19 protein-coding genes are annotated in these 24521 nt (G+C 34.7%); 11 read left to right on the top strand and 8 right to left on the bottom strand.

All coding sequences use genetic code 11. The features are described 5' to 3' along the window. Nucleotides 1–6: 6 nt before the first annotated feature. Nucleotides 7–2715 (bottom strand): T9SS type A sorting domain-containing protein, encoded by a 2709-nt coding sequence (locus FQU21_RS09515; protein WP_187269358.1) that lies wholly within the window; start codon nt 2713–2715, stop codon nt 7–9. Nucleotides 2716–2899: 184 nt separating this feature from the next. On the opposite strand from FQU21_RS09515, the gene FQU21_RS09510 reads away from it, so the two are divergent. The 4 genes from FQU21_RS09510 to FQU21_RS09495 all read left to right on the top strand — a co-directional run bounded on the left by FQU21_RS09510 (nt 2900) and on the right by FQU21_RS09495 (nt 7038). Further along, nucleotides 2900–3832, top strand: a complete 933-nt coding sequence (locus FQU21_RS09510) for a bifunctional riboflavin kinase/FAD synthetase (protein ID WP_147677766.1) — start codon at nt 2900–2902, stop codon at nt 3830–3832. Next, complete coding sequence (locus FQU21_RS09505) at nt 3825–5147, top strand: HTTM domain-containing protein (protein ID WP_147677765.1); 1323 nt, start codon at nt 3825–3827, stop codon at nt 5145–5147. Before FQU21_RS09510 ends, FQU21_RS09505 begins: the two co-directional genes overlap by 8 nt. A gap of 122 nt (nt 5148–5269) precedes the next feature. Further along, entirely contained in the window at nt 5270–6541 is a 1272-nt protein-coding gene (gene serS / locus FQU21_RS09500; protein WP_147677764.1) for a serine--tRNA ligase, read from the top strand. Nucleotides 6542–6678: 137 nt separating this feature from the next. Next, nucleotides 6679–7038 carry a YraN family protein gene (locus tag FQU21_RS09495; protein ID WP_147677763.1) on the top strand — a complete coding sequence of 120 codons (360 nt, stop codon included), beginning with the start codon at nt 6679–6681 and terminating at the stop codon, nt 7036–7038. A gap of 40 nt (nt 7039–7078) precedes the next feature. Here the strand turns inward: FQU21_RS09495 and radA are convergent, their stop codons facing one another. The 5 genes from radA to panC form a co-directional block, all read right to left on the bottom strand. Next, entirely contained in the window at nt 7079–8437 is a 1359-nt protein-coding gene (radA, locus tag FQU21_RS09490) for a DNA repair protein RadA (RefSeq protein ID WP_147677762.1), read from the bottom strand. A gap of 57 nt (nt 8438–8494) precedes the next feature. Further along, a complete protein-coding gene (locus tag FQU21_RS09485) occupies nt 8495–9646 on the bottom strand; it encodes an alpha/beta hydrolase (RefSeq protein WP_147677761.1) in 1152 nt (383 codons plus the stop codon). 77 nt (nt 9647–9723) lie between these two features. Beyond that, nucleotides 9724–10695: a lysylphosphatidylglycerol synthase transmembrane domain-containing protein gene (locus FQU21_RS09480; RefSeq protein WP_147677760.1), complete on the bottom strand. Its 972-nt coding sequence runs from the start codon at nt 10693–10695 to the stop codon at nt 9724–9726. Nucleotides 10696–10700: 5 nt separating this feature from the next. Continuing rightward, on the bottom strand, nt 10701–11051 hold the full coding sequence (panD, locus tag FQU21_RS09475) for an aspartate 1-decarboxylase (RefSeq protein WP_042499542.1): 351 nt from the start codon (nt 11049–11051) through the stop codon (nt 10701–10703). A 13-nt stretch (nt 11052–11064) separates the two neighbouring features. Then, nucleotides 11065–11916 (bottom strand): pantoate--beta-alanine ligase, encoded by an 852-nt coding sequence (panC, locus tag FQU21_RS09470; protein ID WP_147677759.1) that lies wholly within the window; start codon nt 11914–11916, stop codon nt 11065–11067. A 162-nt stretch (nt 11917–12078) separates the two neighbouring features. Between panC and FQU21_RS09465 the strand changes: the two genes are divergently transcribed. From FQU21_RS09465 to FQU21_RS09435, 7 genes are all read left to right on the top strand, one after another. Continuing rightward, entirely contained in the window at nt 12079–12888 is an 810-nt protein-coding gene (locus FQU21_RS09465) for a glycogen/starch synthase (RefSeq protein ID WP_147677758.1), read from the top strand. Between the two features lie 28 nt (nt 12889–12916). Next, nucleotides 12917–14590, top strand: a complete 1674-nt coding sequence (locus tag FQU21_RS09460; protein ID WP_147677757.1) for a BamH family beta-barrel-assembly machinery protein — start codon at nt 12917–12919, stop codon at nt 14588–14590. 12 nt (nt 14591–14602) lie between these two features. Further along, the gene (glmS, locus tag FQU21_RS09455) at nt 14603–16456 is read left to right on the top strand and encodes a glutamine--fructose-6-phosphate transaminase (isomerizing) (RefSeq protein ID WP_147677756.1); all 1854 of its coding nucleotides are present in this window, start codon (nt 14603–14605) and stop codon (nt 16454–16456) included. A gap of 210 nt (nt 16457–16666) precedes the next feature. Further along, nucleotides 16667–19450, top strand: a complete 2784-nt coding sequence (locus FQU21_RS09450) for a TonB-dependent receptor (RefSeq protein WP_147677755.1) — start codon at nt 16667–16669, stop codon at nt 19448–19450. 1 nt (nt 19451) lies between these two features. Beyond that, complete coding sequence (locus tag FQU21_RS09445; RefSeq protein ID WP_187269357.1) at nt 19452–21020, top strand: SGNH/GDSL hydrolase family protein; 1569 nt, start codon at nt 19452–19454, stop codon at nt 21018–21020. A gap of 157 nt (nt 21021–21177) precedes the next feature. Then, nucleotides 21178–22686, top strand: a complete 1509-nt coding sequence (gene atpD / locus FQU21_RS09440; protein ID WP_147677754.1) for a F0F1 ATP synthase subunit beta — start codon at nt 21178–21180, stop codon at nt 22684–22686. A 104-nt stretch (nt 22687–22790) separates the two neighbouring features. Beyond that, complete coding sequence (locus tag FQU21_RS09435; protein ID WP_147677753.1) at nt 22791–23069, top strand: FoF1 ATP synthase subunit delta/epsilon; 279 nt, start codon at nt 22791–22793, stop codon at nt 23067–23069. 78 nt (nt 23070–23147) lie between these two features. On the opposite strand, the gene FQU21_RS09430 is transcribed toward FQU21_RS09435, so the two are convergent. Beyond that, nucleotides 23148–23600, bottom strand: a complete 453-nt coding sequence (locus FQU21_RS09430; protein ID WP_147677752.1) for a LexA family protein — start codon at nt 23598–23600, stop codon at nt 23148–23150. 100 nt (nt 23601–23700) lie between these two features. Further along, entirely contained in the window at nt 23701–24483 is a 783-nt protein-coding gene (locus FQU21_RS09425) for an XRE family transcriptional regulator (RefSeq protein ID WP_147677751.1), read from the bottom strand. Between the last annotated feature and the right edge of the window lie 38 nt (nt 24484–24521).

The raw sequence follows: 24521 nt of genomic DNA, 5'->3' as shown, positions 1-24521 counted from the left end.
ATATACTTATTTAACAATAATTTTTTTAGCAATTTGCAAAGAGCCATCGCTAACTTTTAAAACATACATTCCAGATTGTACTTGATGTAAATTAATAGTTTCATTAATTAATTCTTCATTTATAAAATTTTCGGTGTAAACACGACGGCCTCGTACATCAAATACCTCAACATGCACATTATCAGATACGGGAGAAAAATTCAAATTAAATTCACCTGTATTAGGATTTGGGAACACCTTTAAATCTTCAAGACCAACAGTAACTACTTCTAATGGTTCTAAACTCGTTTCACAAATTTCAATAAACCAAGAGTTTAATGTTCCGGTATCACCAGCTCCTAAATCTACATACTTTAAACGCCAAGTGCCTTTAGCATTTTCACCATTAAAAACAGACAATTTATTTTCAGGTTGATACGTTTCATTAGTTTCGGTATTATTACAATCGAATGCGGTAGCACTATCATCAAACGTTACAAATAAATTCCCTGTTTTACAGAAAAAAGAAGATATTAAATTAACCTCCTCATTATTGGGGCCTACCAAAACAAGTTGCATATCTCCTTTATAGGTATGCGTAATATTAACGCCAACATTAATATCTGTAACGATTGCAGATTCACCGACTTCAATACTGCTTACTTCGTAGATATTTGTATTATCGGGGATATCTATATTTGGTGAGGTAGAATATTCATCACACGTTTTTGTAACGGTATAACCAATTGCAAAATCTTCTTTATTTATAGCAAAAAATATATTCCCAACGGCTTCAACCATAATTCTGCAATTTGCAGCTTGTAAAATAGGCGCTGTAATATTTAAAGAACCATTATTATCGACGTTAGAAGCTAAGGTTGTAGGGTAAGTTAATCCGCCATCGGTAGATAATAAAATATTTACTTTATCTGTATTGATTCCGTTAGCGTTAGTTCCTGCTACATCCCAAGTTATAGTTTGTAAGCTACCACCAGCCCAACTTAATCCAGGTTCGTTTTGCGAGGTTACCACAAAAGGGCCTGCGACATCGGTAGTGGCAAACGTTATACCTGCCGACGATGTTCTGCCATATTCCGCATTATCTCTTACTGTGAGTTTAAAATTTATATCCCGACTTACTGAAGCTAATTTTTCCCAATCGGTAGATCCATTAGAATAAATTAAATCTTCCAACGCCGGAACATACCGTATAGGGTTGGAGGTGCCTTGATAGGAACGCACAAGAGGTCCAGTGCTATTGGTTTCCAATGGCAAACCAGAACTTCCTAAATCATACTGCTCCCAAGTATAAGTATGCGAATCCGTCCCGTCGGCATCAGTAGATGATCCCAATAATTTGTATGGTGTAGAGATAGGAATTACATAAGTTTTTTCTTCAACAAGTGCTACAGGTTCTGCATTGCCACTAGGCCTTTCAATAGCACAAGAGGTTCTAGAGTCGCTAATATGATTCCAAATAAGTTGCAAGCTATTTTGGTGAAAATAATCATCACTATTAGCTTGCACATTATCTGGACTACAAATTCCAGCATAAGCCATTATTGTGGTTCCACTTCCTGGCTCGTATGCACTTTCAGTTGTTCTATTACCACCTCCACAATTATCTTCAACACTATTAAAGGTGTGTAGCGCTCCAAACTGATGGCCTAATTCGTGAGCTACATAATCAATATCATAAGCATCCCCAACAGGAGAATCTGAACCGGTAACACCCTGCGCTTTTTTACCCGAAACACATACAGACCCTAACTCTGCCAAACCTCCAGCTCCCGTACTAAAGGTATGGCCAACATCATAATTTCCTTCACCAATAATAGCATCTATTTCCATTTGACTTTGGTATATTAATGCATCGGCATCATCATTAGAAAAGGTATCGGTATCAATAAAAATAACATCTTTATTATCGGCCACAAACTGCATACTAATAGATAATTCTCGCTCATAAAGCGCATTTACTCGAGTCATAGTAACAATCATGGCATTCATTACAGCATTTTTTTTATCATCAACAGAACTACTGGCTGTTAATCCGGCCGCTTTCCAATGAAATTCAGAATATTCTATAGTACTCGCAATGGCTAATCGGTAAGTTCTTAAAAACCCATCATTTAAAACAGCGGCAACTTCTTTATTATCTTCCGTTTTTTTTGAAACTTCTATATTTTTAAAACCACAAGAAAAAGGGGCGTCTTGTGCTGGCAAATCACTTTTATTGTAAACTACATAATCGCTTTCACCATAATTTATAGGATCTATAAATTGCGTACTAGCTTCGGAAGACATCAACATAGTGTGTAAACCTTGTGGTGTGACACTAAACCGAATGGTATGTCCTGGATGTTCGATACTTTTCCCTATATAACTTCGAGAATTAGGCATTTCAGCTTGAAGATCGGGGTGTAATACAGAAGCTTCTTCTATTTCAAATTGCTCAAAATCTCCGTTAGCTGTAGGGAAGCTTAAAACAACCTCAACCGCCGATTCACTATCACGCTTTGGAGCATCTTTTAAATAATCCTTCAACCCTTCAACATTCAACGTATAATTTATAGCTTTTTCAGGGACGGTTATATTTTCTGAAATTTTAAGTTTAGCAGCCCGACTTTGGGAAGTCTTTGTCCATAAAGCTTTTCCGTTCTGGCTATAACCAAAAATAGAGAATAAAAAAACGAGAAATAAAAAATAAGTGGTTTTAAAGTATAGTCGCTTCATTCTAATATTTTTAAAAAAGGGCATAAACAATAAAAATAGGTTGTTAATTTATGAATAACAAAAAAACGCTCTATCATTTTAAAAATTATACATTTATTGCAATTATTTTCAGCTTTTTAAAATAGTCGGTTTTATTCATGGTTTAATACAGAGTTAATAATTAAATTTGTGCAAAATTGATACGTTGAAATTAAGTAATTCTGCAAACACGATAGAAAACCAGGACACCATTGTAACCATTGGCACCTTTGATGGCGTACACATTGGGCATCAAAAAATAATTAAGCGATTAATTAATGCCGGTAATTTACAGGATTTAAAATCTGTGGTACTCACTTTTTTTCCACATCCACGTATGGTTTTGCAAAAAGATTCGAACATAAAGCTCATTAATACTATAGACGAACGTCATGATATTTTAGAAGCTTTAGGTTTAGATTATTTACTAGTTAAAAAATTTACCACGGCATTTTCACGGCTTTCGGCAGAAGATTTTGTAAAACAAATATTAGTAGATAAACTGCATGCAAAAAAAGTTATTATTGGTTACGACCATCGCTTTGGACGCAATAGAAATGCCGATATTAACGATTTAAAAAAATTCGGGGAACAATTTGGTTTTGAAGTTGAAGAAATTTCGGCTCAAGATATTAACGATGTTGCCGTGAGTTCTACCAAAATTAGAGCTGCTTTATTAGCTGGGGATATAGCCAAAGCGAATAGCTTTTTAGGCTATCCTTTTATGCTAAACGGAACCGTAGTAAAAGGAAAAGGCTTGGGCAAACAGCTTGATTACCCAACGGCAAATATTAACATTAAAGAAGATTACAAACTCATTCCAAAACAAGGCGCTTATATTGTAAATGCAAACATTAACGGCCAATTGGTTTTCGGCATGATGAATATTGGCATGAACCCAACCGTTAACGGAAACAAGCAAACTATTGAAGTGCATTTTCTGAATTTTGACAACGATCTTTATGAAGAAACCCTTCAAATAAATTTATTAGAACGTATTCGTGATGAGGAAAAATTTGAATCGGTAGACGCTTTAAAAGCCCAACTTGCAAAAGATAAAATCTTCACACAAGATTATATCGCAAAACAACATGATTAATAAGTTTCTATTCAAATCTATTGATAATTCGGCACTCATTGTATTCCGAATTATTTTTGGTTTACTCTGTTTTTTAGAATCGGTAGGCGCTATTTTTACGGGTTGGGTTTCCAAGACTTTAGTAGAACCTAAATTCACGTTTTCATTTATTGGTTTCGAATGGCTGCAACCCCTTCCCGGAAACGGCATGTATTTTTATTACGCCATTATGGGCGCTTTTGCCTTTTGTGTTATGCTTGGTTACAAATATAGGTTTAGCATTATAGCATTTACATTAATGTGGGCGGCAACCTATTTCATGCAAAAATCGTCGTATAACAACCATTATTATCTACTTATGCTGCTTAGTAGTATTATGGTTTTTATGCCGGCAAACCGTTATGCTTCTATAGATGCAAACCAAAATGCAAACCTTAAAAAACTCTATATGCCACAGTGGTGTAAATGGGTGTTTGTTTTGCAATTATTTATTGTTTACACGTATGCATCGGTTGCAAAATTATACCCGGATTGGCTCGATACCACGGTTATTGAACTTTTAATGCGAAATAAACAAAACTACCCCTTGGTTGGCGAAATACTTCAGCAAAAAGCTGTGCATTATGTTTTAGCTTATGGCGGAATTTTATTCGACGGATTAATTATTCCATTGCTACTTTTTAAACCCACTCGGAAATACATGTTTTTCATTTCTGTGTTTTTTCATCTATTTAATGCCATTGTTTTTCAAATTGGAATTTTTCCTTTTTTATCATTAGCCTTTTCACTTTTCTTTTTTGAAGCTAAAACCATTCGGAATCTGTTTTTAAAACAAAAGCCTTTTTATTATGAAGAATCCGTAAATCTTCCGAAGCATAAAAACCCATTAATCATTTTATTTTCAATCTATTTTATAATCCAAATAGGCTTACCGCTGAGACATTATTTTATTGAAGATAATGTACTTTGGACCGAAGAAGCCCATCGGTTATCGTGGCGCATGATGCTAAGAATAAAAAGTGGAAGCACCTCTTTTGCTATTGAAAACAAAAAAACAGGTAAACGATTTATTGTTAAATTGAATGATTATTTAACAACGAAACAAAAACGTTCGGCAAGTACAAAACCCGATATGATGTGGCAATTTGCGCAACGATTAAAAAAAGAATACAAAGCAAACGGACAAGATATTGCAGTTTATGTACATTCTAAAGTGAGTGTAAATGGCAGACCGTTTAAACAATTTATAAATCCGAAAGTAGATTTAGCAAGTGTAGAATGGCAGACTTTTAAGCATAGTAATTGGATTTTAAAGTCGGATTTAGAATCTAAATAAGCACCTCCTTTTGGTTAAAACCTTTTCTAATTTACAATTCCTGTGAATTCGTAAAATTCATAGCTAGTAAAAGCCCAAAATAATTCCCAATTCCCTAAATTTGTGGCTTAAATTTTTAGCAGATGTTACAAGTACCTTTTATTAGAGAAAACAAAGATTTGGTTATTAGTCGAATGGAAAAAAGAAACATCGACGCCACAAGTATGATTAACGACGTTATTGCGCTAGATGAAGATCGTAAACGCATTCAAACCGAATTAGACAATACTTTAGCCGAATCCAACGCCATTTCTAAAGAAATTGGAAACTTATACAAAACAGGACAAGCTCAAAAAGCGAATGTTTTAAAAGAAAAAACAAGTCAGTTAAAAGAAACCTCGAAAGAACTTAACGATACATTAAATTCTACCGTGGAATCTTTAACGCAATTACTATATAAAATCCCTAATGTTCCTAACGAAACCGTTCCAAAAGGAAGTACCGAGGACGATAACGAAGAGATTTTTAAAGAAGGAGACATTCCCGTATTGCACGATGGCGCGTTACCACATTGGGAACTTGCTAAAAAATACGATATCATCGATTTTGAGCTTGGTAATAAAATTACTGGTGCAGGATTTCCAGTTTATAAAGGGAAAGGCGCACGCTTACAACGCGCTTTAATTGCTTACTTTTTAGACAAAAATACAGCAGCTGGCTACACCGAATATCAATTACCCCTTTTAGTAAACGAAGCTTCAGGTTTTGGAACCGGGCAATTGCCAGATAAAGAAGGGCAAATGTACCACGTGGGTGAAGATAATTTATACCTAATCCCAACTGCCGAAGTACCGGGAACTAATATTTTTAGAGATACCATTGTGGATGAAAGCGAATTACCAATTGGTATTACAGGCTACACCCCTTGTTTTAGACGCGAAGCAGGAAGCTACGGCGCTCACGTTCGTGGTTTAAATAGATTGCACCAATTTGATAAAGTTGAAATTTTACGTGTAGAACATCCATCACAATCCTACAAAGCCTTAGACGGCATGGTAGAACATGTAAAAGGTATTCTTCAAGAACTAAAATTACCTTACAGAATTTTAAGACTTTGTGGTGGCGATTTAGGATTTACATCGGCTTTAACTTTCGATTTCGAATTGTTTTCTACAGCGCAAGACCGTTGGTTAGAAATTAGCTCGGTATCTAATTTTGAAACCTTTCAAGCGAATCGATTAAAACTTCGATTTAAAAATGCTGAAGGTAAAAACGAATTGGCACATACCTTAAATGGAAGTTCTTTAGCATTACCACGTGTACTTGCTGGTATTTTAGAAAACTACCAAACCGAAGATGGTATTGTAATTCCGGAAGTACTTCAACCATACACCGGTTTTAAGATTATAGATTAAAACACACTTTAGTTTTATAAAAATAATTAAATGGTTTTCATGAATTTGAAAGCCATTTTTTTATGATAATTATTAACCTTAAAAAATTATTTGTAAGTTGCAGTTCCTCATGGTTTAAATAACTATTAGACAGCAACATGGCAGAACATAACGAACTTGGTAAAATAGGCGAACAATTGGCTATCGATTTTCTACTGAAAAACGACTATGATATTTTGGAACGCAATTATCGTTTTCAAAAAGCTGAAGTTGATATTATTGCTCAAAAAGAAGATATTCTCGCCGTTATTGAAGTTAAAACACGATCGACCGCCGATTTTGGAAACCCACAAGATTTTGTGAAACCAAAACAAATTCAGCGCTTAGTAAAAGCGATTGATGAATACGTGACTTCCAACGATCTCGATGTTGAAGTACGTTTTGATATTATCGCGATTGTAAAAGAAGCTAAAGACTTTAAAATTGAACATTTAGAAAATGCGTTTTATCATTTTTGAATTGATCATAAACTTCTGTCGACATTTGCCATTAAAAAAGTTAAACAACAAACCCAACCAAATCTTCAATTTTAGAAATTAACTGAATTGAAATAGTGGTGTTTTTAAGTGAAATTTTATTGTATTTAGATACAAAAATAGTGGCGAACCCCAATTTTTCAGCCTCTAAAATACGTTGCTCTACACGTTGCACGGGACGAATTTCGCCAGACAACCCTACCTCGGCCGCAAAACAAAAATCTTTTTGTAAAGCCACATCTTCATTGGATGATAAAATAGCAGCCACCACCGCTAAATCTATCGCAGGATCGTCCACAGTAATGCCGCCAGTAATATTTAAAAACACATCTTTTGCTCCCAACCTAAAACCTGCACGCTTTTCTAAAACGGCCAAAAGCATATTTAAACGCTTGGCATTAAAACCCGTGGCGCTACGTTGTGGCGTACCGTAAACCGCTGTACTCACTAAAGCTTGCACTTCTATCATTAACGGCCGCATGCCTTCGAGCGTGGCGGCAATGGCATTACCCGATAACTCTTCGTCCTTTTTAGAAATTAAAATTTCGGAAGGATTGGTTACTTCACGCAAACCCGAACCTTGCATTTCGTAAATCCCTAATTCACTAGTAGAACCAAAACGATTTTTATTGGCACGCAAAATTCGAAATATATGATTTCTATCGCCTTCAAATTGTAAAACGGTATCCACCATGTGCTCTAAAATTTTAGGCCCAGCAATGTTGCCATCTTTGGTAATATGCCCAATTAATAATACAGGGGTTGCTGTTTCTTTTGCAAATTTAATAAGCTCCGTAGTACATTCTTTTATTTGTGAAATGCTTCCGGACGAGGATTCGATATAATCACTATGCAAGGTTTGAATAGAATCAATAATCACAATATCGGGTTCTAAAGCTTCAATTTGCTTGAAAATATTCTGCGTTTTCGTTTCGGTTAAAATATAACAATTATTGTTATTCGGATTAATACGTTCGGCACGCATTTTTATTTGTTTCTGGCTTTCTTCACCTGAAACATACAAAGTTTTATAAGGTAATTTTAAAGAAATTTGAAGCAACAATGTACTTTTTCCAATACCGGGTTCGCCTCCCAAAAGCGTTAATGAGCCTGGTACAATACCGCCGCCCAAAACGCGATTTAATTCCCCATCAAACGTGTCTAATCTGGCTTCTTTAGAGGTATCAATATCCTGAATTCTAAGTGGAATAGACGCTCTTTTTGCTGGAGATTTTGGCGTTTTCCAATCGCTTTTCTCTGGCTTTTGCACGACCTCTTCAACTATAGTATTCCAATTTTTACAGGCATTGCATTGCCCCTGCCATTTTGCGTACTGTGCACCACAATTTTGACAAAAAAAAGTCGTTTTTACTTTGGCCATTTTCTAATTTGAAATTATTACCTGCTATTATATTTCTATTATCAGATTTTCAGCTTATTAATATCCGAAATCTTGTTTAATTAAGTTTGCTCTGTAAAGCATATCTTCTCGAGTAATCCCGCCAATTTCATCTAAAACATAAGCAGATTGATAGGTACGCAATGCTCTTTTAGGCTCTCCAGTTTCCTCATAAAAACGTGCAATATAATACGTTCCTAAAAGGGTTTCGGGATATGCTTTTCGCGCTAGTTTACCTAGTTCTTCATAATCTGTAAAACGCTTAGTTTTTTCAATGGCTGCAGAAATGGCTTTAAAGTCGTTAACTAGAATTTTCTTATCAATCCCAAATAATTCATTAATTGTTTTATATTTTTCCTTAAGAAATAAAAGTGGTGAGGTTTCTAATTTAAGAATGGTTTCTTTATATACTTTTTTAGAAATAGGTTGATACACATAAAAAATACTTTCAATAGCATTTGGTATCGCATGTGCTGGTAAAGCGTAATGAGACAACCCTTCAAAACTATCAAAATGATAAACCACGTTATCGTTGTTTACTACTGCTATATCCATATTTAAAGTTGTAGTCATCTGTTTAATAGAAGATAAATCGTCCGTGGTGTTTGCTAAATAGTAAAATATTTTAGAATCGGCTTTAGATAATTTTTCGGGAATATAATCGAGCATATTAGGTGCTAATTCTGGGCTTATTACCACATAACCTTGAAATAATGGATTTGATTTCAGCAAATAATAATTAATAAAATTAGCGGTTTGTCCGTGACCAACAGCCACTCTAAAGTTAGCCGTACGATAAGTCTTTTCTATATAAGGAATAAGTTCCATACCTATAAACTCAAAAAAAGCAGCTCCAGTTTCAATAGGCATCGCGTTTTGTTCGGAATATAACGTATCATAATACCTCGTCCCTATTTGGTTTATCCCTATTACTATAGACTCGGGCATATCTTCCCAATACGCATAATAATCGGCATTTCCCGCGACCGCTTCAAATAAATAATCGGCATCAAAAACCACAATAAGCGGGTAATTTTTATCTGGATTATTATTATAATTACGTGGAAGTTGTATTTTAATCTGGCGTGTTTGACCTAATCGTGGCGAGTCGAAGTTTTCATATTTAACTTGTGCTTCAATCGTATTGAAAACAAGTAAACATAGAAAAAATAAAATACTGAATTTCTTCATTTTAAAAAATGATTAGAGATTGAAACGGCAAGGTATGAAATAAGCAATTACAATTCAAAAAAACAAAAACACTTCTGTTATTTGGTCAAATTTTTTGCTTTTTTTCTATTATAAATGGGTAAATAAATTAGAGATATTCCGCCAAAAACAATTACCATTAAAGTTTGTGAAGCCCACATAATCCAACCGAAAGCAATACTTGGTTGTTCTGCAATTCCAAAAAGCGAAAAAGCGGCATAAATAGCAAGTGGATAAGAGCCTATACCGCCATTAGTGGCAGCAATACTAAAGCTTGCCGAAATAAAACCAATTAAAATGGCGCCTATGGAAATATGATGTAATTCGGTAATAGCAAAAGATGTTACGTAGAACATGAGTAAATACATAATCCAAATAAAAAGCGTATGAAAAATGAATGCCCACTTCTTTTTCATTTTAAAAATACTTAATGCGCCTTCAATTAATCCGTTAGCAAACCCTTTAATTTTTAATGCTAGTTTCGATTGGCTTCTTTTTATTAATCTTAAAAACAAAAGCCCTAATAAAGCACATAGCGCAAGAGCAATTCCAATTTTTACGGGATTAAATTTTTCAACTAAAAAACCATAAATAAAATCGAATTGCAAAAACAACGTAATAGCAATAATGGACAGCATAATAATCATGTCGGCAATACGTTCGGCAACAATGGTTCCAAACCCCTTTTCAAAAGGGACGCCTTCATAATTTGTAAGGATAGATGCTCTGGCAACTTCGCCCGCTCTTGGTATGGTATAATTTATTAAATAGGTAGCAAAAACAGCCATAACGCTATTGCCAAATTTAACTTTATACCCCATGGGTTCTAACATAAAAAGCCAGCGATACGAGCGAGACAAATGACTTAACAACCCTAAAAAAACACCGAGGATAATATAAATATAATCAGCATTTTGAGCGTATTCAATTATTTCTCCAATAGACACTTTGGACAGTGAATACCAAACTAAAAAAACTCCCAATACTAATGGGAGTGTAATTTTAAGGATACTTTTTATTTGTTTATTCAAATGGTTTATTTCAATAAATTAGTGGCTTCATCAGGAAATACTAACGATGGTTTAAACACTTTAGCCTCCTCGATATCCATAAAGGCATAAGTTATTAAAATAAGGACATCTCCAGGGGCAACTAATCGTGCTGCAGCCCCGTTAAGCGTGATTTCCCCACTATTTCTTGGTCCAGGAATGGCATAAGTTTCTAGCCTAGCTCCGTTATTGTTATTCACAATTTGAACCTTTTCACCTTGAATAATATTGGCGGCTTCCATTAAATCTTCATCAATAGTGATACTACCAATATAATTTAAGTCGGCACCCGTTACTTTTACTCGGTGTATTTTAGATTTTACTACTTGAATTTGCATGTGGCAAAGATAATTAATTTAGTGCAATATTATCAATAAGTCTAATATCGTCTGCATATACAGCAATAAATGCGCGATACGCTTTGTTATTCGATTTTCGTTTTACAGGTTTTAAAGTGTCAACTTCAGAAATTATAAAATATTCTAATGTTAATAAATCATGATTTTCAAATTGCTTCTCTACCCATTCCTTAACTTCATTAGCACTTTTTGTGCCAAATTTTTCTTTGGCAGTCTTTAATGTTTTATATATGAAGGGAGCAGCGGCACTAAATTCTGGTTTTAGTCGCGTATTTCGAGAACTCATAGCCAAGCCATTTGCTTCACGATGAATTTTGCATCCCACTATTTCTAAAGGCATTTGATGTTTTTCTACCAGTTTTCTAATAATTTGAAGCTGCTGAAAATCTTTCTCACCAAAATACGCCTTATTTGGTTTTACAATTTCAAAAAGGCGTTTTACAATAGTACCCACACCATCAAAATGACCTTGACGAAATTTGCCTTCCATTTCATGTTCCAATCCATCGAAATCGAAAATTTCAGAAACCGTATTTCCTTCGTAAATATCATCAACGGTAGGCGCATAAACCATAATTTTGGTTTCACTTACCGTTTTCAATAATGTTATATCGTTTTCTAAAGTTCTCGGGTAGGCATCGAGATCGTTAGGGTTATCAAATTGGGTTGGATTAACAAAAATGCTAACCACGACACAATCATTTTCTTCTAAAGCTTTTATTACTAATTGTAAATGTCCTTGGTGCAAAGCACCCATAGTAGGCACGAATCCTAAAGTTAGTTTTTTAGCTTTTACAGCATCAATTGCAGCCGTAATTTGTTGTTTTTCTGAATAAACTTCCACCTTCTAATTAAAATTTAACGCATGCAAACTTAAGATTTTACAAGCAATCTGCATAAAATTTTGTACTTTTGCGTGTTTTTTAACAACAATTAATAACAAACTCAACCTTTTTGATATTAATTATTAAAAAAAAATACGTTAAAAGTCATCAAAAATAAACATATGAAAGATAAGAGGGTATTATACGTATCATCTGAAGTAGTTCCTTATTTACCAGAAACAGAGATTTCGTCAATGTCGTTTGAAGCACCTAGACTCGTAAATCAACAAGGCGGACAAATAAGAATCTTCATGCCACGATACGGGAATATTAATGAAAGAAGACACCAATTACACGAAGTTATCAGGTTATCGGGTATCAATTTAGTAATAAACGACCTAGATATGCCGTTAATTATAAAGGTAGCATCTATTCCGAAAGAACGCATTCAGGTTTATTTTATTGATAATGAAGAATATTTTAAAAGAAAAGCAACATTAACAGATGAAGCTGGAAAATTATTTTCAGATAACGATGAACGTGCTATTTTCTTTGCAAAAGGCGTTATTGAAACGGTTAAAAAGTTAAACTGGGCTCCAGATATTATACATGTACACGGTTGGTTAGCATCGCTACTACCTGTTTACTTAAGAGAATACTACAAAGATGAACCTTTATTTAATGAAAGTAAAATTGTGACTTCCATATATAATCAAAGTTTTAACAATACATTAAATAAAGATCTTATTAATAAAGTTAAATTTGACAATATTAATGATGACGCTATTAAAGTACTCGAAGAACCAACTTATAACAACTTAATGAAGGTTGCTGTAGATTACTCCGATGCCATAATAGTAGGATCTGAAGACATAGCAGAAGACGTAGATGCTTATATAAAAGCATCTAAAAAACCTATATTAGAGTATAAAAGCAAGGATGAATTTGGCGAAGCTTATACAAGCTTCTTTAATAACGAAGTTTTAGGCTAGCCTTCTCAAATTCATTTTAAAATAACTTATGAAAAAAACATTTAAAGCCCTTAAATTTTCGGCTATTTTTCTATTTACATTCACTGGTTTTGTTGCTTGCGACAAAGAATTCGCAGAATTAGATAGCGCCGTTCTTGGAAAAGATAATGCTAATTTTAGTACAGACTTATACCAAGTTCCAATTGTATCTTACAATAAAAAACTAGAATCGGTTCAAGTTAACAACCTATCTTCATATTTATTAGGCGTATTTAATGACCCCGCTTATGGACTAACAAGTGCTAGCATTGTTACCCAAGTAACACCGTCTACTTACGATCCTGATTTTGGAGAAAATGCAACCATTAAATCGGTAGTTTTAACCATTCCATATTATAGCAGAATTAATAATTATGACGATGAAGGCAATGCAGAATACACCATACAAGACTCTTTATACGGTGATTATAACGGCTCTGTAAAACCTTTTAAATTATCCATTTATAAGAATGATTATTTTTTAAGAGATACCGATCTCGATGGAACTACTGCTCAAAAATATTATTCCTACTCCGATGGAGGCTCTGATAACTTGGCGTATAACGGAACTTCTCCTATTAATTTTGACACCCAAAAAAGCACCTTAATATTTCAGGACGACAACGTAATTCCAAGTGCCGATGCTATTGTAACCGTTACAGATGAAGGTACAGACAATGAAGTAACTTCAAGAAGTGTACCTGCATATGTAGCAACACTAGATAATACCTTTTGGGAAAATTTAATTTTAAAAAAAGAAGGCAATATCGTATTAAGTAATGCTAATGAATTTAAAAATTACTTTAGAGGGCTGTTTTTTAAAGCAGAAGCTATCGATAATGATGGAAATATGGTTTTACTTAACATGGCTTCAACAGGAGCTAATATAACCATAACTTATAGTTATGATTCCACCGTAACCGAAGGAGAAACTATAGAAGCAACCTATACCTTATATTTTACAGGAAACACCTTAAATACATTTGTAAACAACATTACCAATGTAACTCTAGAAAATGGAGATGCCACTAACGGCGATAAATCACTCTATTTAAAAGGGGCCGGAAACTCTATGGCTATTGTAAATTTATTTGAGAACGATGAAGCTAAAAAGAATTTCTTAGATGAATTTAGAGTTCCAGAAGGCAACAGCTACAAAAAAGATGACGACGGAAAATTTGTTTTAAACCGCCTAATAAATGATGCCCATTTAGTGATTTACGAAGATGATATTATGCAAACCTTTGCCGATGATGGTAACGGAAACGACTACAGTTTTTTCGATAGAATTTATGCCTACGATGTTAACAACAGTAGTCCAACATATGATTATGCCATAGACCAAACCGAATCTACAACCACACCATTTAGTTCAAAAGTAATTAGTCTTGGCCAACGTATAAGTGATGAAAAAGGTAACTATAGATACAAAATTCGTTTAACAGAACATTTAAACAGAATTTTATTAAACGATTCAACAAATACTAAAATAGGCTTAACCTTATCCACTAACGTAAATTACACTACAAATGCAGCCATTCCTAATAGCGATGGTGCTCATGTAACCAATATACCTGCCGCATCAATAATAACGCCGAAAGGAACCATATTACACGGCTCAAACGACGACGATGACGATAAAAGAATGAAGTTTAAAGTATTTTATACAGAAACCAATAATTAAAAACATCAACATATGTGCGGAATTGTAGGTTATATCGGTTATAGAGAAGCTTACCCCATAGTCATTGAAGGATTAAAACGCTTAGAATATCGGGGATACGATAGTGCCGGAATAGCTCTTTTTGATGGAACAGATCTAAAAATATCAAAAACAAAAGGTAAAGTAGCCGATCTAGAAGAACGTGCCAAAACCGAAATAACCAATACAGGTAATATTGGCATTGGCCATACACGTTGGGCAACACACGGTATCCCTAACGATATTAATTCTCACCCGCACCTTTCAAATTCTGGCGAATTAGTAATAATTCACAATGGGATTATTGAAAATTATGACGCGCTTAAACAAGAATTAATTAGTAGAGGCTATACATTTCAATCGGATACAGATACAGAAGTACTTGTTAATTTAATTGAAGATGTTAAAAAGAAAGAAAACGTTAAGCTTGGAAAAGCCGTACAAGTAGCATTAAACCAAGTTATAGGAGCTTATGCCATAGCCGTTTTTGATAAAACAAAACCCGAAGAAATTGTTGTAGCGCGCTTAGGAAGCCCACTAGCTATTGGCGTTGGCGAAAACGAAAACGAATTCTTTATAGCCAGTGATGCTTCACCCTTTTTAGAATACACAAAAAACGCCGTGTATTTAGAAGATGAAGAAATGGCCGTTATTAGATTTCAAAAAGGAATTAAAATAAGAAAAATAAAAGACGACTGCTTAGTTGAAACCTATGTTCAAGAACTACAATTAAACCTAGAACAAATAGAAAAAGGTGGATACGAGCACTTTATGCTTAAAGAAATCCACGAACAACCTAAAGCTATTACAGATACCTATAGAGGACGATTATTAAGAAACGAAGCTATTATTAAAATGGCAGGTGTTGAAGATAACATGAAGAAATTTTTAAACGCCAATCGTATCATAATTGTTGCTTGTGGAACCTCTTGGCACGCTGGATTGGTTGCCGAATATATTTTTGAAGATTTAGCAAGAATACCTGTAGAGGTTGAATATGCCTCAGAATTTAGATACAGAAATCCTGTAATTACAGAAAACGATATTGTCATCGCTATTTCACAATCTGGAGAAACAGCAGACACATTAGCTGCTATAAAACTCGCAAAATCCAAAGGCGCTTTTGTTTTTGGGGTTTGCAATGTGGTAGGCTCTTCTATTGCAAGAGCATCAAATGCTGGTGCATATACACATGCCGGCCCAGAAATAGGCGTGGCATCTACCAAAGCATTTACAACACAAATTACAGTTTTAACTCTTATAGCTTTAAGGTTAGCAAGAGCTAAAGGAACTATTAGCAGTTCAAATTTCCGCCAACATTTATTGGAATTAGAAATGATTCCTAAAAAAGTAAAACAAGCTTTAGAATCTGACACCATTATTAAAACCATTGCAGACACCTATAAAGGAGCAAGAAACATGCTTTATTTGGGAAGAGGTTTTAACTTTCCAGTAGCCTTAGAAGGCGCATTAAAACTAAAAGAAATTTCATACATTCACGCCGAAGGTTACCCTGCTGCAGAAATGAAACATGGCCCTATAGCTTTAATTGATGAAAACATGCCTATTATTGTAATTGCGACTAAAAAAGGACATTACGAAAAAGTAGTAAGTAATATTCAAGAAATTAAATCTAGAAAAGGAAAAATAATTGGTATTGTTACCGAAGGTGATGTACAGGTTAAAGAATTAGCAGACCACGTAATTGAAGTTCCTGAAACGCTAGAATCGCTTTCACCCTTATTAACCACTATTCCGCTACAATTATTATCCTATTATATAGCAGTACTTTTAAACAAAAATGTGGACCAACCACGTAACTTAGCAAAATCGGTTACGGTGGAATAATTACTTTCGAAAAAATAAATAAATTTCAATAGCTTGGCTTCATTTAGAAGCCAAGCTATTTTTATTAAAGTTCATTTTAACAAAATCATAATTTTACCCCTTATAAATTACGAATAAATACTATGCATGCATATATTTTTCACTATTTTATATAAAATAACCCAAAATATACATATATTGGTATTCTAATACTAAAACTAATTCTTAGAAATGAAAACAATTCTTCCCCTCATCATGTTGTTTTTCTATGTAACAACATTTTCACAAACTACCTTTACTGGTTCAGTTGTAGACGAAAATAACCAACCCATTCCGGGTGCCAACGTTATAATCCTTGGCTCATCTACAGGAAATGTAACCGATTTTGATGGTAATTTCTCATTAACTTACAGCAAAAAACCACCCTTTTCAGTACAAGCCAGTAGCGTTGGATTTGAAACCGTAACCATAGAAATTATAACCAACAATCAAAAAGTAAATTTTATTTTAAAAGAAGGTAATTCGCTAGACGAAGTTATTATATCGGCTTCTAGAACTCCAGAACGTATCTTTGAATCTCCAGTAACCGTTGAACGTTTTGGGATAAAAGAAATTAAAAACACAGCCTCTTCTGATTTTTACGGTGGTCTTGAAAACTTAAAAGGTGTAGATGTTAACACTAACAGTTTAACTTTTAAGTCTGTAAACACCAGAGGTTTTGCAACCTTTGCCAATAATAGATTTATGCAGTTAGTCGACGGTATGGACAATTCCACACCCGCATTAAACTTCCCTCTAGGGAATTTGGTAGGGATGACAGAAACAGATGTATTAAGCGTTGAATTACTTCCAGGCGCCTCCTCAGCCCTATACGGTGCTAATGCCTTCAATGGTATTTTATTTATGCGAAGCAAAAATCCATTCGACCACCATGGCATAAGCGCTTCAGTAAAACGTGGTATTACATCGCAGAAAGCCGCTGGTGATAATGAATACACCGATGTTAGTATCCGTGCCGCCTATAAGTTTAGCAATAAATTTGCTGCAAAAGTAAACTTTGGATATCTAAAAGGAACAGATTGGGCTGCTACTAGCGAAGAAGATAAATTAAACCCTGGAGGCACAAGAGCAAACATAAACTATGATGGTATTAATGTTTATGGTGATGAAGTGTCAACCAACCTAAAAGCAGTTATAGAGAGTCAAGATTTTTTAGATCAACTGCCTAACCCTGCTTTAGTAAATTTAGTACCTTTAGTAGAGGTAAGCAGAACGGGGTATAATGAACGGGCATTAACCAATTATAACGCACGTAGTATTAAGGCTGATTGGGGAGTATATTACCGTCCTTGGGAAAATGATTTCGAAATATCATATGTAGGCAAGGTAGGAACAGGAAACACCATTTATCAAGGTACCAACCGATATAACATTAATAACTTCTTTCAAGAACAACATAAAATTGAATTTAAAAATGATAACTTTTTTCTTAGGGGTTATGTTGTAGGAGACAAAGCAGGTGACTCTTACGATATGGTATTTACAGGTATCAATATTAATAGAGCTTGGAAAGACGACAAAACTTGGTTTGGAGAATATACTGGCGCCTTTATTACAGCTACTTTAGCTGGGGCCAATGAAACCCAAGCACATGCAACAGCAAGACAAGTTGCAGATACAGGCATGTATTTACCCGGATCTCCCGAATTTATAGCAGCATTTAATAAAAGCATCAACGATCCCGATTTATCTACAGGCTCTAAATTTCAAGATGCTTCTAAATATTATCATGTTGATGCCAATTACAACTTTAGCCATCTTATAGATTTTGCAGATATTCAAGTAGGTGGTTCGTATAGAAAATATAACTTAAACTCCTCAGGAACCATTTATACAGATATAGATGCTCCAATTAGCTATTCCGAATTTGGAATTTATACTCAAATTCAAAAAAACATAGAGCTAAACGAAGAAATGGAATTAAAATTAACAGGTTCGGCTCGTTTTGATAAATCTGAATTTTTTGACGGATTTGTATCTCCAAGAATCTCCGCAGCGCTAACACTTAATCAGGATCATAATATAAGAGCATCTATTCAAACAGGATTTAGAAATCCAACAACTCAAGATTTATTTATTGGTTTAAATGCGGGTAGAGCTATTTTGGTTGGTGCTGCCCCTACTAACTTAGACCGATGGACAAGAAATTATAATGTATCACCAGCAGGTATAGCCATCCAGCAACCTGCAAGTATTACACAAACAGGAGCTGCAGCCTACAACAACTCATATACCGCAAGTTCTGCACGAGAACTTGCCGAAACCGGCAACCCAGCAGTATTAGAAATTGCAAACCCAGACCTCGTAAAACCAGAGCAAGTAACCTCTGCAGAGATTGGTTATAGAGGAAAATACAGCAATATTACTATAGATCTTAGTGCTTATTATAACAGTTATCAAGATTTTATTTCTCAAGAAGTGGTTGTTGCACCACTGTATGGAACTGTTGGAGATGGCAGTTTATCTATTGCAGCATTAGCCAATGGAGATAGCCAAGCCTATAGTACATACACTAATTCTGAAGCTAACGTAAATTCATACGGAGCTTCTATCGGCTTATCAACCAAGGTGTTTAGTGATTTCGATTTAAGTGGAAGTTACACTTATGCAAAACTAGATTTCGACCAAAACAAATACCCGGATTTTGCAACAAACTTTAACACACCAGAGCATAAATTTAAAATGACTTTTGGTAATACAGATCTATTTAAAAATTTCGGGTTTAACGTAGCATATAGATTTAGCGACGATTATTATTGGGAAGCTACTTTTGCCAATGGTGTTGTTCCAGAATTTCATGTGGTAGATGCTCAAATTAACTTAAAAATTCCATCCATTAAATCTATTTTCAAGGCAGGCGCTACAAACCTTTTAGGCGATGAATATTTCACAGCAGTAGGTACAGGTCATATTGGATCAATGTATTATGTTTCATGGACAATTAATAATTTATAAGATGAAAAAAACAATAATAAACCCCAAGTATATAGTCATATTATCAGCTTTAATCGGCTTTACAAGTTGTAACGACATTGAAGATGTAAGTAGAGATGATATAGAAATAATTCCAGAACTAACTTCTGGAACAGCCAATTTTTCAACCTATGTATCCTTAGGCGCTTCGTTTACGGCAGGCTATACAGACGGTGCACTTTTTATAGCTGGACAAAACAATTCTTTTCCAAATATATTAGCAAATCAATTTGCCGCTGTAGGAGGTGGAGATTTTACCCAACCCTTAACCAGTGATAATTTTGGAGGCTTGGCAGCAGGCGGTACACGAATAGCAGAGCCAAGACTTATTTTTGGTGGAGCAGGCCCTGTACCCCTAGAATCTTTAATAGGTGATGTTACCGTAACAACAGATATTGTTCTCAATAATCCAACCGGACCATTTAATAATTTAGGTGTTCCCGGCGCAAAAAGTTTTCATTTACTGTCAGATTCTTATGGAAATCTTGAAGGTGTAGGATCGTACGCTAACCCTTACTTTGTTAGAATGGCTTCAAGCTCAAGCGCTACTATGCTAGGCGATGCTATGGCACAAAACCCAACCTTTTTCACCTTATCAGAAATGGGAGCAAATGATGTTTTAAGTTTTGCCGTTTCTGGTGGAAGTGGGCAAGATCAAAAAGGAAATTTTGACCCTTCCACATACGGAAGTAATGATATTACAGATCCAATTGTTTTTGCAAATGCCTTTGAATATTTAGTTACCACATTAACAAGTGGCGGCGCCAAAGGTGTTGTTACCAATGTACCTTATATAACAGATTTAGCACATTTTACAACAGTACCCCACAATCCAATTCCATTAGATGCCAATACGGCTGCATATTTAAATAGCACAGCAGCCTATGGTGCATATAACGCAGGAATTGTTGAAGCTTTCGCTTATTTGGTGAGTAAAGAATTAATTACCCAAGAGCAAGCTGATGCCGAAATTGCAAAAAGAACTATTACATTTTCTGAATCGGCAACAAATGCAGTGGTTATTATAGATGAAAATTTAACCGATTTAACAACTATTGATGAAAACTTAATAAACATACGACAAGCAACTGCCGAAGATTTACTTGTTCTTAGCGCTTCATCCTTTATAGGTACAGAAGCTGTTCAAGGAAATGCACTATCTATAAACGGTGTCGCCGTTCCTCTTGCTGATAAATGGGTTCTAACTCCAGAAGAACAACTAGCTATTAAAGATGCTAGCGATGCTTATAATGCAACTATTAAAACCATATCAGATGCTAATGATAATATTGCATTAGTAGATTTAAATACTATTTTAACCGAGTTAGCCTCTTCCGGAATAGCTTTTGAAGATTACTCGCTAAATGCCAATTTAGTAACCGGTGGTGCCATTAGCTTAGATGGTATTCATTTAACAGCCAGAGGATATTCATATATGGCATATAAATTCCTAGAAGCTATTGATACCGCTTTTGGATCTAACTTCATTGCATCTGGCAATATCCCAAACCCTGGAGATTACCCCACAAATTATTCACCAACACTACCATAAATAGCAATTAATAAATACTTAAAAAGCGTATTCCATTAGGACTACGCTTTTTTATTATAAAAACAACTTTCGTTTTAAATTAAAACCATTATATTTGCACGCGAAAACACAAACGGTTTTCATTGAATTAAAACGCATAATATTAAACACATAAGTAATGTCTAAAGTTACAGGTAAAGTTGCACAAATAGTAGGTCCAGTTATCGATGTTGAATTCGGAGCTGGTGCTGAACTTCCAAAAATTTATGATTCATTAGAAATTAAAAAAGCAGATGGATCGCTTTTAGTATTAGAAGTACAATCTCACATTGGTGAAGATACTGTGCGTACTATCGCTATGGATTCTTCTGATGGGTTAAGTAGAGGAACAGAGGTAACTGCTACTGGTGCACCTATACAAATGCCAGTTGGTGATGATGTTTACGGACGTTTATTCAATGTAATTGGAGATGCTATCGATGGTCTTGGAGATTTACCTAAAGCTGGAGAAGCGGGGTTACCAATTCACCGTCAAGCACCAAAATTCGAAGATTTATCAACTTCAACTGAAGTTTTATTTACTGGTATTAAAGTAATCGATTTAATTGAGCCTTATGCAAAAGGTGGTAAAATTGGTTTATTTGGTGGTGCTGGTGTAGGTAAAACAGTATTAATTCAAGAGTTGATTAACAATATTGCAAAAGGACACGGTGGTTTATCTGTATTTGCTGGAGTAGGTGAAAGAACTCGTGAAGGAAATGATTTACTACGTGAAATGTTAGAATCTGGTATTATTAAATACGGTGATGACTTTATGCACTCTATGGAAGAAGGCGGATGGGATTTATCTAAAGTTGATAAAGCTGGAATGAAAGAATCTAAAGCGACTTTCGTATTCGGACAAATGAATGAGCCTCCTGGAGCTCGTGCTCGTGTAGCATTATCTGGTTTAACTATTGCTGAATATTTCCGTGATGGTGCTGGTGAAGGCCAAGGAAAAGATGTATTATTCTTCGTTGATAATATCTTCCGTTTTACACAAGCTGGTTCTGAGGTATCTGCATTATTAGGTCGTATGCCTTCTGCGGTAGGTTACCAACCAACATTAGCAACAGAAATGGGTGCTATGCAAGAGCGTATTACTTCAACAAAAAGAGGTTCTATTACATCTGTACAAGCGGTTTACGTACCTGCAGATGATTTAACGGATCCTGCACCGGCTACAACCTTTGCTCACTTAGATGCAACAACTGTACTTTCTAGAAAAATTGCTGAGTTAGGTATTTACCCTGCGGTAGATCCATTAGATTCTACTTCTAGAATTTTAACTGCTGATATTTTAGGTGAAGAGCATTATGCTTGTGCACAACGTGTAAAAGAGTTATTACAACGCTATAAAGAATTACAAGATATTATTGCTATTCTTGGTATGGAAGAATTATCTGAAGAAGATAAACTAGCCGTAAGTAGAGCAAGACGTGTACAACGTTTCTTATCTCAACCATTCCACGTAGCAGAACAATTTACCGGTATCCCTGGTGTATTAGTTGATATTAAAGAAACTATCAAAGGATTTAACATGATTATGGATGGTGAATTAGACCACTTACCAGAAGCAGCGTTTAACCTTAAAGGAACTATTGAAGAAGCTATTGAAGCTGGAGATAAAATGCTTGCCGAGGCATAGCCAAAGCAAGTACTGAACTTGTTTCAGTATCATTTTTAATATAACTTTCAATAAAAATTAAAAAGACCCTGAAATAAATTCAGGGTAGTAAAACAAGTTTTACTATGTATTTAGAAATTGTATCACCAGAAGCTACTTTATTTAGCGGAGAAGTAACTAGCGTTGCTGTTCCAGGCGTAAATGGCGAATTCGAAATGTTAAATAATCACGTGCCTATTATTTCTACTTTGAAAGCAGGTTTTGTGAAAATTACAGGAAACGTGGAATTAGATGAAACGGTTCAAGATAAATTTACTAAAAACGCAAAAGGAGCTACTTTGTTAAAAATTAACTCTGGAACGTTAGAATTAAAAAATAATAAATTGATTGTTTTAGCAGACTAAAACATCAAATTATAATATATAAAAAATGCGAAGCTTTACACTTCGCATTTTTTTATACCTAAAATTTAGGATAAAAACCTATACCTTTTTAATCACATTCGTTACAATACCCCAAATTAAAAATTTGTTTTCGGGTGTAATTTTAATAATGGGATAATCGGGATTTTCGGGTTTCAACCACATCTCGTCCCTATCTACTTTTAAACGCTTCACCGTAAATTCGCCATCCAAAAAGCAAACAGCAATTTTATTATTTGTTGGTTCTATACTCCTATCTATTACCAATAAATCATTATCATCTAGCCCAGCACCAATCATCGATTGTCCGCTAACACGGGCATAAAATGTGGTTTCTCTATTCCGAACAAGCTCCGTATCTAAAGATAAATGCTGATGTTGCTGACTAAAATCTTCGGTGGGCGCAGGATAACCCGCCGAAATTCCTGTATCGAAAAAAAGCGCACCTAAATTTTCGGTTTGTTCAGGGTTAAAAAGCGTTAAAGGTGCTGATTTTTTTAACTGTATAGCCATGGGTTTTGGTTTTATTTTTAATGATATTTTAGTCTTAAAAAATATAGATTACTATCATTATTTAGGTTGGTTAAATATAATATTAAAATGAATGCCATTATTATAAAGCATAATTTTCTAAACCTTTAATCGATTTTAATTCAATTTTAAGTTCCTGAAACATATTTATAATACTGCTTAATTTAAGCTCTTCTTCACTGTATTCTTGGGTGTTAATACAACAAGTAAACTCCCAAATTTCCATTATATCAGCTATTTTCACATCGTAAGGCGCATATAATTTATTATCCGAATGAAGCTCCAAACAGCCTTTTTCTTCAATTTTATTATAAACACGTTTATAAACTAAGCCATCATCTTTAGTTAAAACAATATATGTGCGTCCATTTTTAACGTCATCTATTGAATCCATAAACTTTGCTACAATAAAAGAACCATCTTTTACGGGCAACATAGAATCGCCACTTATTGGAAAAGCACGATGCGTTCCCGTAGGTAAAAACGGTAATTTTATTTTCTGAAGTTGCTCAATATATTCCGGATCGGCATACCCTTGTAAATAACCTGCCGAGGCTTTGGTTGGCACAATTTCTATTAAATCTTCGTCCATATCGTTTACCGTTACCGGGAACAACACTCGCTTGTTCCCTACTTCGATAAAAGAAGTGTTTTTAGTGCGACGTAAGTCGTTTTTAACCAAAATATCTATCGGTATATTAAAGTAAACAGAAAGTTCAATTAAACGATCTATTGGCGGTTCTGAGCGTCCTTCTTCATAAGACCCCACAATGGAACGTGTCCACCCTAATTCGTCTGCAAAACGCTCCTGTGAAAAACCTTTCAGGCTTCGTAAATGTTTAATATTCGATTGAATGAATTTCATTAACCTTTTAATATTTAATTTGATTTACTACAAATATA

Origin of the sequence: Algibacter pacificus, assembly GCF_008033385.1 — a bacterium.
GTDB classification, from domain to species: Bacteria; Bacteroidota; Bacteroidia; order Flavobacteriales; family Flavobacteriaceae; genus Algibacter; species Algibacter pacificus.
The sequence above is the reverse complement of the archived record's forward strand: the minus strand, read 5'-3'. Positions and strand labels throughout refer to the sequence as shown.

Coding starts and splice junctions, on each gene's coding strand:
- FQU21_RS09435 (WP_147677753.1), top strand. CDS start 22,791: ATGTATTTAGAAATTGTATCACCAGAAGCTACTTTATTTAGCGGAGAA.
- FQU21_RS09505 (WP_147677765.1), top strand. CDS start 3,825: ATGATTAATAAGTTTCTATTCAAATCTATTGATAATTCGGCACTCATT.
- FQU21_RS09425 (WP_147677751.1), bottom strand. CDS start 24,483: ATGAAATTCATTCAATCGAATATTAAACATTTACGAAGCCTGAAAGGT.
- FQU21_RS09515 (WP_187269358.1), bottom strand. CDS start 2,715: ATGAAGCGACTATACTTTAAAACCACTTATTTTTTATTTCTCGTTTTT.
- FQU21_RS09445 (WP_187269357.1), top strand. CDS start 19,452: ATGAAAAAAACAATAATAAACCCCAAGTATATAGTCATATTATCAGCT.
- panD (WP_042499542.1), bottom strand. CDS start 11,051: ATGCAAATTCAAGTAGTAAAATCTAAAATACACCGAGTAAAAGTAACG.
- radA (WP_147677762.1), bottom strand. CDS start 8,437: ATGGCCAAAGTAAAAACGACTTTTTTTTGTCAAAATTGTGGTGCACAG.
- FQU21_RS09460 (WP_147677757.1), top strand. CDS start 12,917: ATGAAAAAAACATTTAAAGCCCTTAAATTTTCGGCTATTTTTCTATTT.
- FQU21_RS09430 (WP_147677752.1), bottom strand. CDS start 23,600: ATGGCTATACAGTTAAAAAAATCAGCACCTTTAACGCTTTTTAACCCT.
- FQU21_RS09450 (WP_147677755.1), top strand. CDS start 16,667: ATGAAAACAATTCTTCCCCTCATCATGTTGTTTTTCTATGTAACAACA.
- FQU21_RS09465 (WP_147677758.1), top strand. CDS start 12,079: ATGAAAGATAAGAGGGTATTATACGTATCATCTGAAGTAGTTCCTTAT.
- FQU21_RS09485 (WP_147677761.1), bottom strand. CDS start 9,646: ATGAAGAAATTCAGTATTTTATTTTTTCTATGTTTACTTGTTTTCAAT.
- FQU21_RS09495 (WP_147677763.1), top strand. CDS start 6,679: ATGGCAGAACATAACGAACTTGGTAAAATAGGCGAACAATTGGCTATC.
- serS (WP_147677764.1), top strand. CDS start 5,270: ATGTTACAAGTACCTTTTATTAGAGAAAACAAAGATTTGGTTATTAGT.
- glmS (WP_147677756.1), top strand. CDS start 14,603: ATGTGCGGAATTGTAGGTTATATCGGTTATAGAGAAGCTTACCCCATA.
- atpD (WP_147677754.1), top strand. CDS start 21,178: ATGTCTAAAGTTACAGGTAAAGTTGCACAAATAGTAGGTCCAGTTATC.